Annotated in this window: 15 protein-coding genes; 13 read left to right on the forward strand and 2 right to left on the reverse strand. The window is 58.6% G+C overall.

From position 1 onward, the window contains the following. The first annotated feature begins 206 nt into the window (after positions 1-206). The 5 genes from CK222_RS30015 (at position 207) to CK222_RS30035 (ending at position 6,868) form a co-directional block, all read left to right on the forward strand. Positions 207-1,202 carry a glycine betaine ABC transporter substrate-binding protein gene (locus CK222_RS30015; protein WP_095802813.1) on the forward strand — a complete coding sequence of 332 codons (996 nt, stop codon included), beginning with the start codon at positions 207-209 and terminating at the stop codon, positions 1,200-1,202. Positions 1,203-1,335: 133 nt separating this feature from the next. Next, positions 1,336-2,223 (forward strand): proline/glycine betaine ABC transporter permease, encoded by an 888-nt coding sequence (locus tag CK222_RS30020; RefSeq protein ID WP_095802814.1) that lies wholly within the window; start codon positions 1,336-1,338, stop codon positions 2,221-2,223. Continuing rightward, complete coding sequence (locus CK222_RS30025; RefSeq protein ID WP_095802815.1) at positions 2,216-3,325, forward strand: glycine betaine/L-proline ABC transporter ATP-binding protein; 1,110 nt, start codon at positions 2,216-2,218, stop codon at positions 3,323-3,325. Before CK222_RS30020 ends, CK222_RS30025 begins: the two co-directional genes overlap by 8 nt. A gap of 90 nt (positions 3,326-3,415) precedes the next feature. Then, complete coding sequence (locus CK222_RS30030; protein ID WP_095802816.1) at positions 3,416-5,062, forward strand: MFS transporter; 1,647 nt, start codon at positions 3,416-3,418, stop codon at positions 5,060-5,062. A 1,089-nt stretch (positions 5,063-6,151) separates the two neighbouring features. Beyond that, complete coding sequence (locus CK222_RS30035) at positions 6,152-6,868, forward strand: LuxR family transcriptional regulator (RefSeq protein ID WP_095802817.1); 717 nt, start codon at positions 6,152-6,154, stop codon at positions 6,866-6,868. A gap of 291 nt (positions 6,869-7,159) precedes the next feature. Here the strand turns inward: CK222_RS30035 and CK222_RS30045 are convergent, their stop codons facing one another. After that, positions 7,160-7,441, reverse strand: a complete 282-nt coding sequence (locus CK222_RS30045; protein ID WP_095802819.1) for a DUF2285 domain-containing protein — start codon at positions 7,439-7,441, stop codon at positions 7,160-7,162. Between the two features lie 116 nt (positions 7,442-7,557). On the opposite strand from CK222_RS30045, the gene CK222_RS30050 reads away from it, so the two are divergent. The 7 genes from CK222_RS30050 to CK222_RS30080 all read left to right on the forward strand — a co-directional run bounded on the left by CK222_RS30050 (position 7,558) and on the right by CK222_RS30080 (position 15,779). Beyond that, positions 7,558-7,791, forward strand: a complete 234-nt coding sequence (locus CK222_RS30050; protein ID WP_095802820.1) for a helix-turn-helix transcriptional regulator — start codon at positions 7,558-7,560, stop codon at positions 7,789-7,791. A 1,548-nt stretch (positions 7,792-9,339) separates the two neighbouring features. Further along, positions 9,340-9,642, forward strand: a complete 303-nt coding sequence (locus tag CK222_RS33225; RefSeq protein ID WP_245433371.1) for a DUF2285 domain-containing protein — start codon at positions 9,340-9,342, stop codon at positions 9,640-9,642. Between the two features lie 374 nt (positions 9,643-10,016). Then, the gene (locus tag CK222_RS32615; RefSeq protein WP_176477787.1) at positions 10,017-10,433 is read left to right on the forward strand and encodes a hypothetical protein; all 417 of its coding nucleotides are present in this window, start codon (positions 10,017-10,019) and stop codon (positions 10,431-10,433) included. Between the two features lie 763 nt (positions 10,434-11,196). Further along, complete coding sequence (gene glyA, locus CK222_RS30065; RefSeq protein WP_095802823.1) at positions 11,197-12,534, forward strand: serine hydroxymethyltransferase; 1,338 nt, start codon at positions 11,197-11,199, stop codon at positions 12,532-12,534. Positions 12,535-12,589: 55 nt separating this feature from the next. Beyond that, positions 12,590-13,765, forward strand: a complete 1,176-nt coding sequence (gene metK, locus CK222_RS30070; RefSeq protein WP_095802824.1) for a methionine adenosyltransferase — start codon at positions 12,590-12,592, stop codon at positions 13,763-13,765. A gap of 101 nt (positions 13,766-13,866) precedes the next feature. After that, a complete protein-coding gene (locus tag CK222_RS30075) occupies positions 13,867-14,859 on the forward strand; it encodes an adenosine kinase (RefSeq protein ID WP_095802825.1) in 993 nt (330 codons plus the stop codon). A 737-nt stretch (positions 14,860-15,596) separates the two neighbouring features. Further along, positions 15,597-15,779, forward strand: coding sequence for a cold shock domain-containing protein (locus tag CK222_RS30080; protein ID WP_245433368.1), 183 nt, complete (start codon positions 15,597-15,599; stop codon positions 15,777-15,779). A 259-nt stretch (positions 15,780-16,038) separates the two neighbouring features. On the opposite strand, the gene CK222_RS30085 is transcribed toward CK222_RS30080, so the two are convergent. Further along, positions 16,039-16,503, reverse strand: coding sequence for a MucR family transcriptional regulator (locus CK222_RS30085; RefSeq protein WP_095802826.1), 465 nt, complete (start codon positions 16,501-16,503; stop codon positions 16,039-16,041). Between the two features lie 248 nt (positions 16,504-16,751). Here CK222_RS30085 and CK222_RS30090 point away from each other — a divergent pair, with 248 nt between their 5' ends. Beyond that, the gene (locus CK222_RS30090) at positions 16,752-16,922 is read left to right on the forward strand and encodes a DUF982 domain-containing protein (protein ID WP_095802827.1); all 171 of its coding nucleotides are present in this window, start codon (positions 16,752-16,754) and stop codon (positions 16,920-16,922) included. Positions 16,923-16,976 lie beyond the last annotated feature (54 nt).

Genomic DNA, 16,976 nt, shown 5'->3' on the forward strand with positions numbered 1-16,976 from the left:
ATCCGGGAGGCAAATCCCGTCGCGAACGGCCATCAGGTACCACTTTCAAGCTGTGCCTGGTACGGCGATAGAATCTCGTCAGATATAAAGCCAGTTTATCTGCGCCCCGTTCTTTTCTGCGTTGATGCGTCGGGCAACCGGAGTACTAAACTGGCACCGCTGCGGTGGACCATCAAGACAAGTCACGGACAATGGGAGAACGTCGGATGAGAAAGTACTTGCTTTGCTTGGGTACGGTCGGGGCTCTAATGAGCGCTGGAGCTGCCCATGCTGCCTGCGGCGACATTAGCTTGGCGCTGTTCAGTTGGCAGTCGGCCGAAGCGAATGCCTATGTCGATCAGTTCATCCTCAACAATGGTTATGGCTGTAACGCAACTACCGTTGCGGGTGACACGGTGCCGACCGTCACTTCCATGATCGAGAAGGGTCAGCCTGACATTGCTCCGTCAGTGGTCGTGACCCTATTGGGCGATTTCTATGCCAAAGGCGTTGCCGAGGGACGTGTCGGCCGAATCGGCACTGGAATCAGCGATGGCTCGGTCTCAGGCTGGTACATTCCAAAATACCTTGCCGACGCTCACCCCGACATCAAGACGGTCGAGGACGCCATGAAGCATCCGGAACTGTTTTCGTCTCCTGAAGACCCTTCTAGGGGCGGCGTGATCCAAGGCCCACAGGGCTGGGGCGACACGGTGGTGACGGCGCAGCTGTTTAAGGCCCTTGAGGCTGACAAAAAGGGGTTTGTTCTCGTCCCGAGCGGGTCTGCGGCGGCGCTCGATGGTGCAATCGCCAGGGCTTATGAAAGCAAGAAGGGCTTCATCGCCGCGTATTGGGCTCCTACTTCCCTTCTCGTGAAGTATCCAATGGTTCGGCTCGAAGCTGCACACGACGATGCAGAGTGGGTGCGCTGCACCACAAAGCAAGATTGCCCGGATCCGAAGCCGAATTACTGGAAGACGGCCGATGAAATCACCTTGGCCTCGGGAAAATTCCTGAAACGCGACGACGTCGCTCCAGCGAAAGACTACTTCGCGAAGCGGAGTTGGAGCCAAGCCGAGGTCGGCAAGGTGATGTTGTGGATGAGCGAGAACCAGGCAAACGGCGAGGAGGGCGCGAAGTGGTTCATCCAGAACATGCCTGAAGTCTGGACAAAATGGATCCCGGCCGACGTTGCCGAGAAGGTCAAGGCGGCGGCCAAATAAGTCACCTTACGGCGCGAAGGCTTCGGATTGCGTCGAGATCTCAACGAACCCGGAGAGAACGCAGAATGGCAGCTTGCCTGCCATCATCTCCTGAACTTTGGGAATAGCGGCAGACATGCTTAGGGGCTTTGCTATGGACTGGTTGTTCAAATTTCCCCAGTTGGACCCCGACTTGTTGCTGACCATAAAGCGCGCGGTGGACGGTTCTCTCAGGGCACTTACGCGTCTTTACGGCGACACAATCGAGAACTTCTTTTATCCGCTGCAGCGCATTCTGGTCTTCTTTGAAGGCATGATTACGGGGTCGCCATGGCCGCTCGTGGTCGCGGTGCTGGCTGGCGTTGCATGGTTCGCGGCACGGCGTTGGACCGTGGTTGCAGCTGTCGTTGGGACGTTGATCGCGATCGGCCTTCTTGGCCTGTGGCAGGACGCGATGAAGACGATTTCGCTTGTCTTTACGGCGACGATCTTTTCCATCGCTGTCGGTATGCCACTCGGCATCCTTATGAACCGCTTTAGGCGCGTCGGCGGGGTAATGCAGGCTGTCCTCGACGTCATGCAAACGATGCCGCCTTTCGTCTATCTTATTCCGGTCGTCATGCTGCTCGGCATCGGCCGCGTGCCAGGATTCATTGCCGTCGTGATCTACGCTGTCCCCCCGATCATCCGCCTCACTGACCTCGGAATTCGCTTGGTCGACAAGGAGGTCCTGGAGGCGGCCGATGCATATGGCTGTTCGCGATTGCAGAAGCTTTGGAAAGTCCAGATGCCGCTGGCCATGCCGACGATCATGGCCGGCGTCAATCAGACCATCATGATGGCCCTTGGCATGGTCGTCATCGCTTCGATGATCGGCGTGCAGGGGCTCGGCCTGAACGTGCTGCAAGCAATTGCCAACCAGTATTTTACGCAGGGCATCTTCAACGGCTTTGCCATAGTCGGCATTGCGGTCATTTTCGATCGTACCAGTCAGGCCTATGGCCGCCGGCTGCAGAGGCGTCAGGGGACGGCGCATGACTAAGGGCGCGTCAATCGAGATACGCGATCTCTACAAGATTTTTGGCAGATCGCCAGAGCGTTACGTCGAGCCGGTCCGGAATGGGTTGTCGAAACCGGAACTGGGAAAGAGGCATGGACATATTCTTGGGCTGAGCAATATCAACATGTCCATACCTGCCGGCAAAATCCAGGTCGTGATGGGATTGTCCGGATCCGGCAAGTCCACGCTGATCCGGCACATCAACCGCTTGATCGAGCCGACGTCCGGCTCGATTACAATCGAGGGACGCAACATTCTCGAAATGTCTGAGCTAGAGTTGCGGCAATTCCGCCGCAACACGACTGCAATGGTGTTCCAGAGATTTGCCCTTCTGCCGCATAGGACCGTGATCGACAACGTGACGTTCGGGATTGAGGTCCGCGGGATCGAGAAGTCCAAGTGTCGCGAGATTGGCATGCGCTGGATCGAGCGCGTGGGCCTGGTCGGGTTTGAGAAGCGCTATCCCGAGGAATTGTCTGGCGGCATGCAACAACGGGTAGGATTAGCGCGTGCCCTTAGCAATGATGCGTCGATCCTGCTTATGGACGAGGCCTACTCGGCTCTCGATCCGTTGATTAGGACCGACATGCAATCCATGCTTCTCGAACTGCAGGCGGAGTTGAAGAAAACGATCGTCTTCATCACGCACGACCTTGACGAGGCGCTCCGGCTTGGCGACCGGATCGTTATCTTGCGAGACGGGTCGATTGTTCAGCAAGGCGACAGCCAAGACATCTTATTGAACCCCGCAGACGATTACATCGCGCGGTTCGTGAAGGACGTTAATCGGAGCCGCTTCCTGAAGGTGAATGCTGTAATGGATCCCGTTCCGCAAGCCGGCAACAATTTGCTGCCAACGCTTAGGTCTGGCTCGACGCTCGACGTTGCCGCCAAGGAACTGACAAATTCGCCCTCCTCTGAAGCTCTTGTGGTGGATAGCAGCGGCAAGCCCGTTGGAATGGTTTCCCTTCGTCAAATCACCGCAGCGATGTCATCACCGTTTGAGAAGGACGCAGCCGAACTGGGTGTCGGCGCTATCGATAGTGTGGACGCACACGGAAAACGTACCGCTCGTGCAACGTAAAGGGCCGGCAGATACCATGACGCGTGGAACATCATATCGGCGGTCGAGAAACGTGGCCATGTACGAGCAAATGGCTGCCGGCGCGGCTGGATGAGCAGGGTGGCGCGCGGGGAGGCAGTTTCGTCGGCAACGTTTGCTCCGCTGGAGAATCCGACGTTTCGCGCGATCTGGCTTGGCGCACAGCTGTCGAGCCTGGGCTGGCTGATCCAGACCGTTGCGGTCAGCTGGCTAATGGCGACCATCTCGACCTCGGACGTGATGGTCGCCCTTGTGCAGACTTCCACAACGCTGCCCGTGTTCATTCTATCGATCTTCGCTGGAGCAATTGCCGACAATTTCAGCCGCCGCAACGTGATGACGCTCGGCTGGTGCGTGATAGCATTGTCTTCGATAATGCTGACGGCTCTTGTTGGCCTGGGATTTTATAATCCGTGGATGATCCTGGCATTCAGCTGTCTGGCTGGATGCGGCGCCGCTTTCACTGACCCGGCCTGGCACGCCTCTGTAGGCGACATCCTGCATAAACGCGAAGTTCCGGCGGCGGTCACACTGATTTCCGTAGGATACAATGCCGTGCGAAGCATCGGTCCGGCGCTCGGCGGCGTCGTTGTTGCATCCTTTGGACCTTTGACCGCGTTTGCTCTAGCGACGCTGACCTACCTGATGATGCTGTTGGCAATCGGGCGCTGCAAATGGGCCGGTCGCTCTTCGCCGCTTCCACGTGAGTCACTCAGTACGGCCATCCACGACGGAGCGCGCTTCACGGCACTGTCGGCGGAGATCATGGCCGCGATCGCGCGAGGGGCGCTTTTCGGTCTAACGAGTATTTCCATACTGGCGTTGCTCCCTCTGATTGCCCGCGATCAACTGGGCGGAGGACCAATCGGCTATGGCATCCTTATGGCTGGCTTTGGTGCGGGTGCCTTGACCGCCGGCATATCCAACAACGTGTTGAGGCGGTCCATGTCGCAGGAGCGGCTGACGACGCTCGCATGCATAGCCAGCGCTGCGTGCTGCCTAGCTCTTGCATTCACTTCTTCTATATTAGTGGCCACTGTTGCCTTGACGCTCGGGGGCGCGGCCTGGGTCGTCACCTGGACGGGGCTTGACGTCAGCGTGCAGTTGTCGAGCCCACGGTGGGTGGTTGGTCGGACGCTTTCGATCCACTATGCCCTCTGCTCCGGCGGCGTTGCCGCTGGCAGCTGGCTCTGGGGCGCCGTGGCTGAGAACTATTCGCTCACATTGGCGTTGGAAAGTTCGGCTGGCGCTCTGCTCTTGGTTGCAGGCACCGGCATGCTTCTTCCCATTCGTCAATGGAAAGAGGCCGACCAGGACGCTCTCAGCTTCGAAATCCCGGAAGTCGCGCTGGAGGTAAAGGCCAGAAGCGGGCCGATCGTTGTTAAGATCGAGTACTTAATACCGGAGTCGAATGTCGAAGCTTTCCTGGATCTGATGCGGCAAAGACGCCGAGTGCAGAGGCGCGTCGGTGCTCGGCACTGGAACATCCAGCGTGATCTGCGGGAACCGTCGCTTTGGACGGAGGCATTCCGCACTCCGACCTGGATGGACTACCTTCGCCTGAACCATCGCCTCACAGCGGCCGACAAGGAGTTGGATCAGGGTCTTCTCGAACTGCATGCGGGAGAGCTTCCCCCTTCCGCAAGGCTTTCGATCGAGCGTCCAACGGGAGCGGCTCGCAGAAGATATGAATCGACAGGCTTCTTTTTCCGGCGCTGACCTTTACGGCGGACATGAGGAAGTACTCAGCGAAGTCGTCTGCGATTCGGCGCGCCGGACGCGCTGCGTGTAAAGCGCGCTCCTCGCATCGGGAGCGCTCCCGATCGGGGAGCCACGGCCCGTAACACAGAATGCATTCGACCGCTTTTTCATTCCTCCCATTAATCGAATCTTAGTCCCGACGGTGATGACGACATCCTGCTTGCTAACCTCTTTGGCTGCGTCACCAAGAGTTCGCCCCAACTTGAAACGCAAAGTCCGGACCGCCGCTTCGAAGATAAAGAGCGGATGCGAAGCCACCAGGGCTACGACCTTTGACATGACGCTGCTCTATATCAGACGCCATCGTTTCCGTCTACGACACACATACCAGATCGTCTATTCGAACAGGAACCTGACCGCGAATCACAGTAACCGTTCGTCTCGGCGGCGAATTCATTCAACCTCGCGTTCCGGATACTGATGTCGGCAAGTGTATTGCGAGAATAAAGTTACGCTGGTCGATTACCACAAGATCACGGGCGCGAGCCGATTAGACGTGAAAGAGGCTCTACGCGAGACGCGGTTATGAGAGAGTGGCGAGGGATAGCGGAGCATTGATCAAATTCAGCCTGTCTTAAGCCGGACAGCAGAATGAGGGTAAGATGGATCTCACGCACTACGATCTGCGGCAGTATCGTCATGGCCAGATTATCGGAATCACGCTCACATGGGGCGCGATCGCCCGATTGCTTGGTAGATTTGAGCAGCTACCGGCACGGGCAACGACATCAAGCCATTGGAAACAATCCGTAGTCCAGTGCGGCACGCAACGGCAGCGCAGCGCCTCGCCCGCAGGGTGGATATTCATTCAATGACGTTGCGGAAAGGGAGCCATCCCCGGCATTGCGCTACTTGCAAAATTGCGTCTTTGTTCGAGCGGTCACAAGGTGGGCGCGACGTTGTGCCGAGTCGCCGAGTTGGTCTGTTTTATGGCGTGCTGATTCCCGGCGAGTTAGGCCGCTACTTTACCCAGCATGGCAGTACACGCCCTTGGCAGCGCTTGGCTGCCTGTGGATCGGGGGTGAGTTTAAGGTAAGGCCCAGATACGTGCGTGCTGTGTTCGAGAGATTTTTGGAACGGCTTTCAGAAAGCGTCGATGAGGCTGATCTCCGCAGCGCTATGGCCGATGTCGCCTCTGGATTCGATCTGCTCGCTTTTGCCTACCTCTCATTGCCACAGCGTCCTAATGGCAAGGCCACGCTGATCTCAAATTATCCGGCGCCTTGGACAGCACGCTATCTCACGAACCGGTATCAGAGCGTCGACCCCGTCATTGTGCGTGCACGCGGTGGCGGGTGCACATTTCAATGGGGCTCCGATATGATCGGTACGGAAAAGGCTTCAGGGGCTGAGGTGTTCGAAGAAGCGGCGCAGTTTGGTATCTCCTGCGGCGTGACATTTCCGATTATCGATGGCCGAGGCAATTTCGCGGCGATGACGTTTGCCGGTGAAAAGCCTGTTCCTGCTTTTTTCCGCGCGGCAGAGCGCTATGAAGAAGGTCTGTCGTATATCGCGACTTGTTTTCATGTGTTCGTCCGCCGCAAACTGACCCCCAATCGAATGGTCGACGGTGTCTTGCTGACGCCGCGGGAATACGAGTGCCTGCAGTGGGCAGCACAAGGCAAATCCGATTGGGAGATCGGCTGCATCCTGGGGATCACGCAGCGCACGGCCGCCTTTCATCTGGGCAACGTTCGCCGCAAGCTTGGGGTGACGACCACTAGGCAGGCAATTGGGCGCCTCGCGCGTTCGGATTTCGGTTGATTGACAGGTTAGTTTCACCTTGTGGAACTGCATAGGTCGCCCTATCGCGGATGTTCGCCTCAAATGGCCGCGAATTTCCCCCGTGAGGATGCTAGGCACGGAAGCATTCCCTGGAGGCGCTCAAGTGCCTCAATGCCTTCCATGTTTACCGCGAATTCGCCGAAGTACTGATGGCGAAAGGCCGGGTCCACGCCGCTCCCGCGACCGCGTCGGAACGCCGTCTCTCCCGGGGTGCGCTCACGAACAATCATGAGTTGCTTGCCTGAAAAAGGTGACGGTCCACGCCGCGCGTCAGCCGGCGAACAGTTCCTTGTAGCCGGTTGTCACTATCCAGTTCGCCCGATCGATATGGCTGCGAACAGCCCGTCGAGCGCGCACCGGTTCAAGATCCGGGTCGATGCCGAGAATGAGATCTGCCATCTCCTCTAGGCTGGCACTGTCGGCACAGGCGTCGAGGATCCTCAGGTAGATCTTGAAATGCTGCCTGTCATAGCTCGTGAGGCTCTCCGACCAGGGGACTTCGTCGCGCAGTGTTGAGCTTTGTGTCCCGCCGGTTGCCGTTGATCGATTCATGTCTGCCGCGAACCTCGCATGTTGATTGCTGGATTCAGGGAAACATATCCCGAAATGGGATTATCCGGAACCGGGATTAGTCGCTGAGCCGGTCTTTACCTGACCGGTTCACCTACATGCCCAAGTCGCTTCGATCTCCCCGCCACCAGCGGTTTCTGGCCCAGCTGATATCGCTGCGCAAGGCCAAAGGCCTGACCCAGGCACAGGTGGCTGAGAAACTTGGTCGGCCGCAATCCTTCGTGGCCAAGTATGAGGGTGGTGAGCGGCGTCTCGACGTCATCGAGTTTCTCGACGTAACTGCGGCGCTTAACGCTGATCCGTGCGAGATTCTATTGAGCCTCCGGACATAGCGAGCCGGGCGCGAGCAACGTGCATCCCGGCTGCTAAATTCAAGGTTAACGCGTCGCCGGCGGGCGCTCTTTGCACGGCGCTGCGGCGCTCGTGAACCGAACGAGTTTGCGGCGTCTCGCCCATAGCTCCCGCACGGGTCGTCTGACCTCGCAATTCTTCATTGTTGGGCCTTTCCATGGAGGCGGGGGGGGTGGGCGGCGTCCGTTGTAGGCCCGCCGCGGCGCCGCAACTCTTCGCTCTCTCTTTGGGTCCTACATTTCGTTTTCGGTGCTGCGTCCGCCTGGATGGCGGCCTGCCAGTCGCAATTCGCCGACCCGGCTTCCAGGAAGTCGATTGGCGAGCGGGAGCACAAATGCATGCAAGACAGGCGAGGGCGGGCACTCGAGCGGAGCGCTAAGAGGTCCCAGACCGCAACATTGCGAGCTGAAGCCTGGCACCGTGTACCGGCAAAGGAAATCTTAGCCTGCCGAGGAACAGCAACGTCCAGCTGTCCAGTCACAACTGTGGAAATTAGAGACGACCGATTCCTTCAGAAGGGCAATCGATCACTGTCCTTTCGCCCGGAGTCTGCGAGATCGCTCGACACAGCTGCCAGTCCTATCCTGCTCCGCTTTTGGAGGTGGCTTAACCTGTACAACTGCACAGGATGCCAAAAACTCAAGATTTGGCTCCAATGGCGTGGAAAGTTTCCGGAGGAGGCCTTCTATGACCGCGCTCATTACACCCCATACTACACTAACCTGCCGACAAAATCGTGGGCAATCCATCGCCAGCCTTTACCTGCGCCTTCAGGCGACGTCTGGCGCTGGCCCGCCGCAGCCGACAACAGCTAAGAAGACGATTCCGTTGACCCGCTCACACCATGCTAATTGTTGCTGCGCGTCAGTAGCCAGTTTGCTGATTACCTGCGACCTCTGTCCTCGGCACTGTCAATCGCGTCCGGTTCGACAAAACGGCACCGCCGATGTCTGGTGCTTTCGCCGCTGCTGCTCCGCCAGATCGCATGATGCTTCAATGTTTCCGGGCGGGGAGGGGAGCGGCAGTCATGCCAGTTTTTTTGACCGACGATGATCAGGCCGACTGGCGGGAGGAAAGATCATACGATTACACCAGCGGTCTGACGCCGCGCGGATGGGCCTGGGAGTTCTTGCGCCGCAATCCAGCATTCCAGCGTGCTGTGATCGCAGCGCCTCAGCAGACCAATGCCTTGCTTCACCAGCCGTCTGTCGACATGGTCACGCCGGCCGGTGACTTGTCACGCTGGGGTGTCCTGTTTCGCCGAGTCTTATGGGCGAAATTCGGTCGTATTCTGGTCTCCGCTTTGGTGCGTCCATGTGCTGCCAGTCATTGCAGAACAGCTGTCTGCATCCTGGGCGACATTGCCATTCGAACTCTCGGCATTGCCATGTCTTGCGACGGTCCTGCTGGCGCCCGACAAAAGCCAGCATGTTCTTCTTCGCAATGCGGAGTATACGCTCCAGCTCGCCGTGACTGGTGCGGACATCTCAAACCCTGTTTGCCTCCGTACCGAGGCTATCTGGCCGGCAATGTTTTCGAAGCCCCGCCTGAAGGCGCTCGAGTGCCTCAATACTTTAACTTTGGGTCAACACCTGCCTTCCCGCTTGTTTCCGCCGGAAAGACGCGGTCCCCGTCTAACGTTCGTACTTCGTGCGCTCGACGGCTCACTGGCTGGGGCGTCACATCGCGAGCTCGCCGAAGCGCTGATTGGTCAAGCGCGCGTCCACGCCGACTGGAGGGATCCTGGCGGTCATCTGCGCGACCGCATTCGCCGCGCCGTCTCTCGTGGCCGCGCCCTCATGAATGGAGGGTACCAAGAATTCCTCACTTGAAAGCAGTCCGCCCTTCGATGTGAAGAGGCGCCTTCGGCACTGTCCGATAGCCGACACTGTCGAATGCGCAACGTAGAGGAAGCTGACTCTCGGGGTGTTTTTAAATGCTTTTGGCTTGGCACGGTACATGCAAGCTATTGTGCAGAACGCTCGGACTGAGTGGCCACCGCCACGAACGTCGTTGACTTACGCCACCTCCCAAGGCGTACCCGCGCCCGGCAGCGAGCCCAGTCTCCTGCCGGGCATACCTGTCAGACGTACTCGCGTTCAGAACTCCAAATCAGGCAATGCCCGGTTGAAGATGCCGTCGGAGAGCTCTCGAAGGGGCCTCATATTCGATTCGACGCGATCCCCTCGCCACGCGACCACTCTCCATGATCGTCAACAATCGCAACGTCGGCCCGGTCGATGTGCCGGACGATCTGATGATGATCGACTTCCTGGACGAATATCTGAACCTTACAGGCGCCCGGCTTGCCTGCGGTGAAGGCATGTGCCACGCCTGCGCGATCGTCTCGATGGGCCGGACGACGCAGGTCCGGGGAGTAGTCGGCCCGGTGAAATCGCGCAGTTCTATGGATCTCTGCGGTTGGAGAGGGCCGACCAGATTGCCAACAGTCATACCTTCCGCTCGTCGGAGTGGCGTTGCCGTCTCACCCGGTCGGGAGCCGGGATCTCAGGCGAAGCGGCCATCTTGGCTGCCGCCGGTGCGATGGCGGCACGCCAGTTCACAATTCACCGGCAGTACATCGATGGAAATATGGCTGGCAACGGAACGGTTGGGACATTAGCGTGGACGCGCCACTTTCCCCCAGGCGGCACGGCTAATGAGCTGCATGGTGCACGAGACTGGCCCCGAGATATTCGACGCTGAAGCGACACCGATCGCCTCCCTCTTGGCCAAGCAGTTCGCCAGCTTGCCGACTTAAAAGCACATCGCCAATCTTGTTGCGTTCTTGGTTTAGGCGTTGCAACAGATCCTTCAAAGAAATTCATGGAATCTTTGCGACCGCAAATCCATGTCAGTGGTAGTGTCACCACAAATTTAGAGTTCAGCGGCGGCAGAACCTAGTGTCGTTATATTGTCCGCCGCCGAACAGCATTTGCGAAGAGCGCGAAATGACAAAGCCAGCAGGACCAGGGTTCGATTGTTTTAGGCGTCGTGCTTACCAATGTTGATGCTTGTCGATCGCCTAACGACAACAGCACATCTTGATCGCCTCCGGATCCTGGGCCTTTGCGCGCACGCCGACCTGACTGTCCGCGAGCTATCGGAAATTCTCGATCTTCGTCGGGAGCGCGTTGCACGACACGTCCGGCTGCTGGCCAGATCCGACTTTCTTTGCGGCAACGGACAACGTCCTTGGTCCTCATATCATCTCAATACAGCGTGCAAAGACGGAGGGCTGGTTCAATTCTTGGTCGATCTCCTCCCCCACGACGATGGCTATCATAAGCGGGACCTGGAGCGGCTCGAGGCATTTCAAGACGCGTGGTCCAACGGGACTGCTGCTTGATCGTGGAACAGATCAAACCAACTGGAGCGCGACTATCATGGACAACTCCGCCGACGGCGCCATCGCGCGGCCCGACACCAACAGACAGGCTAGCCTGGCCGCGGTGGATTGCCGCGTTAACGAACTGCTTCTAAGACAGGAGCGCCAGGACCGGACAACTCTCAAACTTATCGCCTCCGAGAACTTTGCCTCCTCGGCGGTGTTGGAAGCGACCGGGTCGATTTTCACCAACAAGTATGCCGAGGGATACCCCGGTGCGCGCTACTACGCCGGAAACGAGATCGTCGATGAGCTTGAAAACGTCGCTATCGAGCGCTTGAAGGCGCTATTCGGCTGTGAACACGCGAACGTCCAGCCATATTCCGGCTCCCCGGCCAATCAGGCTATCTATCGCGCGCTTTTGAGCCCCCGTGACAAAGTCATGGGCTTGCCTTTACCCGAAGGCGGCCATCTGACGCACGGTTGGGCGGTCAACTTCTCCGGCACCGATTATCAGCGAGTCCCGTACAGGCTGCACGAAAAGACGCAGCAAATTGACTATGACCAATTGCGCGAGACAGCCAAGCGGGAACGCCCGAAGCTAATTTGGGTCGGCGGAACTGCTTATCCACGTATTTTTGACTACGCGGCAATGGCCGAAATCGCTGCGGAGGCGAACGCCTATCTTGTGGCCGACATTGCGCACATCAGCGGCCTTATTGTCGCCGGAGCGCATCCGAATCCCGTGGCCCATTGCGACGTCGTCACCAGCACGTCTCATAAGTCGATCCGTGGGCCCCGTGGAGGCTTTATTCTGTCGAAGAAGGAAGATCGCTATCAGGCGCTTTATCATCCGAACAGCCAACACAATCTGGCCAAACGTATAGACCGCGCCGTGTTCCCTCTCCTGCAAGGCGGACCGCATATGAATACTATCGCCGCGCTTGCCGTCGCTTTGCAGGAAGCAGCGAACCCGTCCTTTCGTATCTACGGTCAGCAGATCGTCGACAACGCCAAGGCTCTGGCCCAGGCGCTTCTGGAGCGAGATTATGAACTCGTCACCGGGGGCACTGACAATCACATGCTGATCCTTGATCTTCGGAACCGGCCGGTGTCAGGCAAAGCGTATTCCGATCGCCTGGCAAGGGCAGGCATCATTACGAACTGCAATATGGTGCCGGGCGACCGGCGGCATCCGGCGCTCACAAGCGGCATTCGCTTAGGGACACCAGCGGTGACGTCCATGGGCATGCGCGAGACGGAGATGGCGCAAATCGCCGATTTCATCGACTCGGTCTGCCGCCAGCCCGATGACCAGGAGGTTCATGCGAGCGTACGAAGAGAGGTTGCAAACTTCTGCACTGCGTTCGAGGTCCCCGGCATCACCGACCGATAAGCCACCCCAGTCCATAAACTCCTCACCTAACCCCAACACTTGAAGCGAGGCATACATGACCAGGCAGTTCGTGTTCTCTTCCGAATCCGTCGGCGCGGGACACCCCGACAAGATGGCAGATAACATCTCAGATGCCATCCTCGATGCCATTCTCCGGACCGACCCGAAGGCGCGCGTCGCCTGTGAAACGTTGGTGAAGACAGGGATGGTCGTTCTGGCTGGCGAGATCACCACCCATGCGCAGATCGACTACAGCCAAGTCGCCCGCGATACGATCCTGGATATTGGCTACGACGACGTTGCCATCGGCTTTGATGGCCGACGTTGTGCCGTCGTTCTGGCTCTCACCGAGCAGTCACCCGACATAAGCCAGGGCGTTGACGAAGGACGAGGGCAGGATCTGGAGCAGGGGGCGGGAGATCAGGGCCTCATGTTTGGATTCGCATGCAATGAGACCTATACATTGATGCCCTTGCCGATCCAACTCGCTCACCGTTTGACCAAAAGACAGGCAGAGGTCCGAAAAGCAGGACAACTTGGCTGGCTGCGTCCGGATGTGAAATCTCAAGTGTCGGTACGCTACGAGGGTCTTCGGCCGGTGGCGCTGGATACCATAGTCCTGTCGACGCAGCATGACGAGGCGGTCTCCCAAGATACAGTCCGCGATGGCGTCATTGAGGAGATCATAAAACCGGTCCTGCCGACCCACATTGATACTTCTGGGATCAGATTTCTGGTCAACCCAACAGGGCGGTTCGTGGTCGGTGGGCCCGCCGGTGACTGCGGCCTCACTGGACGCAAGATCATCGTCGATTCCTACGGTGGAACGGGGCGTCACGGCGGCGGCGCCTTTTCGGGCAAGGACCCATCCAAGGTTGACCGCTCTGCCGCCTATGCGGCGCGGTACGTCGCAAAGAATGTCGTTGCCAGCGGCCTTGCAGAGGTCTGCGAGGTTCAGCTTGCTTACGCGATCGGCGTGGCCAGTCCGGTTTCTGTCATGGTCAACACATTCGGAACCGCAAGGATTGAGGAAAAAAAGATCGAGCGCCTTATTCTTGAGCTTTTCGATCTCCGACCGAAAGGCATCATCAAGATGCTTGATCTCTTACGCCCGATATACCGCAAGACCGCGACATACGGGCACTTTGGCCGTGAAGAGCCTGAGTTCACCTGGGAAAAGACCGACAGAGCCGACGACTTGCTGCGTGAAGCAGGACCGGCAGCTGCGTGAGGGCCGTTGGCTCAAGCGAATGCGGCAATCCATTTCAACTCGCTATACCCGGGCCCGGCCGGCATGCCAGATAGCCGGGTGGTTCCTTGGCGGAGATTTTGATGCCGGAATATGACGTGCTTTGCATCGGCAATGCCATTGTCGACATCATCGCGCAATGCGACGAGGCTTTTCTCGAGACTAACGGCATCATCAAGGGCGCGATGAACCTCATCGACGCCAAGCGCGCCCAACTGCTTTACAGCCGCATGGGACCCGCGATCGAGGCTTCCGGCGGCAGCGCCGGCAACACCGCCGCCGGCGTCGCCAGCCTCGGCGGACGGGCCGCCTTCTTCGGCAAGGTGTCGAACGACGCGCTCGGCGAAATCTACACGCACGACATCAAGGCCCAGGGCGTGGCCTTCGATACCGGGCCGCTCGAGGGCGAACCGCCGACGGCGCGCTCGATGATCTTCGTCACGCCCGACGGCGAGCGTTCGATGAACACCTATCTCGGCGCCTGCGTCGAGCTTGGCCCGGAGGATGTCGAGGCCGACAAGGCGGCCGGCGCCAAGGTGACTTATTTCGAGGGTTATCTGTGGGATCCGCCGCGCGCCAAGGAGGCCATCCGCCAGACTGCAAGACTGGCGCATGCGGCCGGCCGCGAGATGTCGATGACGCTGTCGGATTCCTTCTGCGTCGACCGCTACCGCGACGAGTTCCTCGAGCTGATGCGCTCAGGCACCGTCGACATCGTCTTTGCCAACAGCCATGAGATCAAGTCGCTCTACCAGACCGCTTCCTTCGAGGAGGCGCTCGGCGCCATCCGCAAGGATTGCAGAATAGCCGCCGTCACCCGTTCCGAGAAAGGCTCGGTCATCGTGCGCGGAGACGAGACCGTCATCATCGAGGCGACGAAGATCAAGGAGCTGGTCGACACGACCGGCGCCGGCGATCTCTATGCCGCTGGCTTCCTTTTCGGCTACACGACCGGACGCAGCCTCAAGGAGTGCGGCGACCTCGGCTCGCTGGCGGCCGGTTTGGTGATCCAGCAGATCGGCCCGCGCCCGCGCCAGAGTTTGCGCCGCGAAGCCGAGCAGGCCGGGTTGTTCTAGCCGGCCTGCAACGACGGGCGCCCCGTTCCCCTCCTGCGGACCGTGCGGGGCGGTGCGCGTAAATCGAAATGTCAGATGCGCATCCGCGTGAGAAGCAGCCGCAGGGGCATGCCACGATGGATAAGGGTGAGTATCGTCCTCCAGTGCGAACCTTCTGCCGTGCGATATGGGAAGCATTCCGATCAGTAGCTCGACCTGTCGCATATCTTGCTCACCCGCCGTGGTCGACCTCATGTGCTAACAGGTCGGCCGTGCGATACAGCGGGGAAGAGGCCGACTCGTGAATTGACATGAACGCATCACCCGATTGAGATTATCCTGCCGGGAGCGCAGCGCTGTTCACGCCAGTCGGACGATGATGGGCAGTCATAAGGACCATCGTGAGCCACGCCAGCATCGCCATGACGATGACACGGTTTCTTTTGCGGAACGGTCTTCCGAGCCAAGCTACCTTGTGCGTTCGCCGACCGTAACACCCGCTGTCGACGCCGACGTGATCTTGTTCAACACCAGCAAGGGTTTTGGCTTTGTCAAATTGCCGGAGGGCATCGAGACACATCCGGGTGCTGCAGGCGGCCGGGAGCCGCGGTGTTTCCGAGGCAAGGCGTCTCAAGGTCACGACGGAAGAAAGTCCAAGAGGTCACCAGAGGTCGACCGCGAAACGCAGCTACACACGCGTAGCGCTAGAGAGCCCGCCGCCGGACGAGCGCCCAGTTGGAGAGCGAGGGCACGGTCAAGTGGTACAATGCGCAAAGGGCTTCGGCTTACTTGCTCCTCAAAACCGTGAGAAGGACATCTTCGTTCATGCCACCGCGCTGACCCGCTCAGGACTGGGCACGCCGATCGAGGGTCAGAAGGTGTTTGTCCAATGCGGGCAGGGCCAGAAAGGCCCGGGGGTTCGTAGCATTCGCCTCGCTTAAAGCCAATGCGTTGGTCCAAGACCGAAATCGCACTTAGACAAAGAAAAAGCCCGCTGCCGGGAGGAGGTGGCAGCGGGCTCGATTTTCGAATGAGACACGGGAGGAGGTGCGCCCCATTCAGCGTCGGCACCATATCTGGGAGGAGTAGATGGCCGACAACATGAGCATATCGATAGCCGCGGATATTGCAACGCACAAATCATATCTCGCAGGTGCGAAATCATGCCGCATCGGCTTGGTCGATCTGAAAAAATTGTGGTCAGGCTGCGCCATTCTTGCGGCCGCGCTTGGCAGGTGCTGACGTTTCCGGTTCCTTCGGCTTGCGGCCGAGACCCATGGTCTTGGCCAACGCCGAGCGCGCGGCAGCGTAGTTCGGCGCCACCATGGGATAGTCCGCCGGCAGTCCCCATTTCGCGCGATATTCGTCGGGCGTAAGGCCATGGTGGGTTGCCAGGTGACGCTTAAGCGACTTGAACTTCTTACCGTCCTCAAGGCTGAAAATGTAATCGGGTGTAACCGATTTTCTGATCGGTACGGCAGGGTTGAGAGGTTCCGACTTTTCTGGTGCGGCACCACCGGCACTGGTTTTCAATGCGATGTGGATCTGGCCGATAAGCCCAGGCAGTTCACCGACGGGAACCGGATTGTTCGAAACATAGGCTGAGACGACATGGGCGGTGAGTTCGATGAGGTTGTCAGCTTTCGTCTCGGTTTCTTCGGTCATGAAAACGCTCCTGCGGGCTTAGACTGGGCGGTGGAGAATCAATTCATAGCTAAATAGTGACGACCGCGTTTGATGGCAACCAAGCCATTGCACGATCTGTTGGCGGATCGCTACACACCCGGCCGCAGTCGCAGGATATTCCTCTTCAACCGTCATCGTCCTGACAACACCGCTGTGCCATGGTTGTGCCGCGTCCGATGCGGGGCGCCTCTTCACGCAAATTGGTTACGGATAGTTTGGAGAAACGAATGAACGCAAAGGCTTTCAGCAACCCCCTTTTCGTGAAGCGCTCAACGCACATCATCCAAGAGATTGCCGGCCTTGCGGATGCCATCGATTTTCTCAACGAGTGGCCGGAAGATCGCAGAGACATGATCCACGAGGTCGCCCTGAGGGGAGCTATGCTGGAATTTGGGTGACGAGGCTGATCAAGCGGCGCTCTGCGGCTTCGTTTCGATGACCTCGATTCCGTC

The sequence above is a fragment of the Mesorhizobium sp. WSM3866 genome (genome assembly GCF_002294795.1).
In the GTDB taxonomy this organism is placed as follows: domain Bacteria; phylum Pseudomonadota; class Alphaproteobacteria; order Rhizobiales; family Rhizobiaceae; genus Mesorhizobium.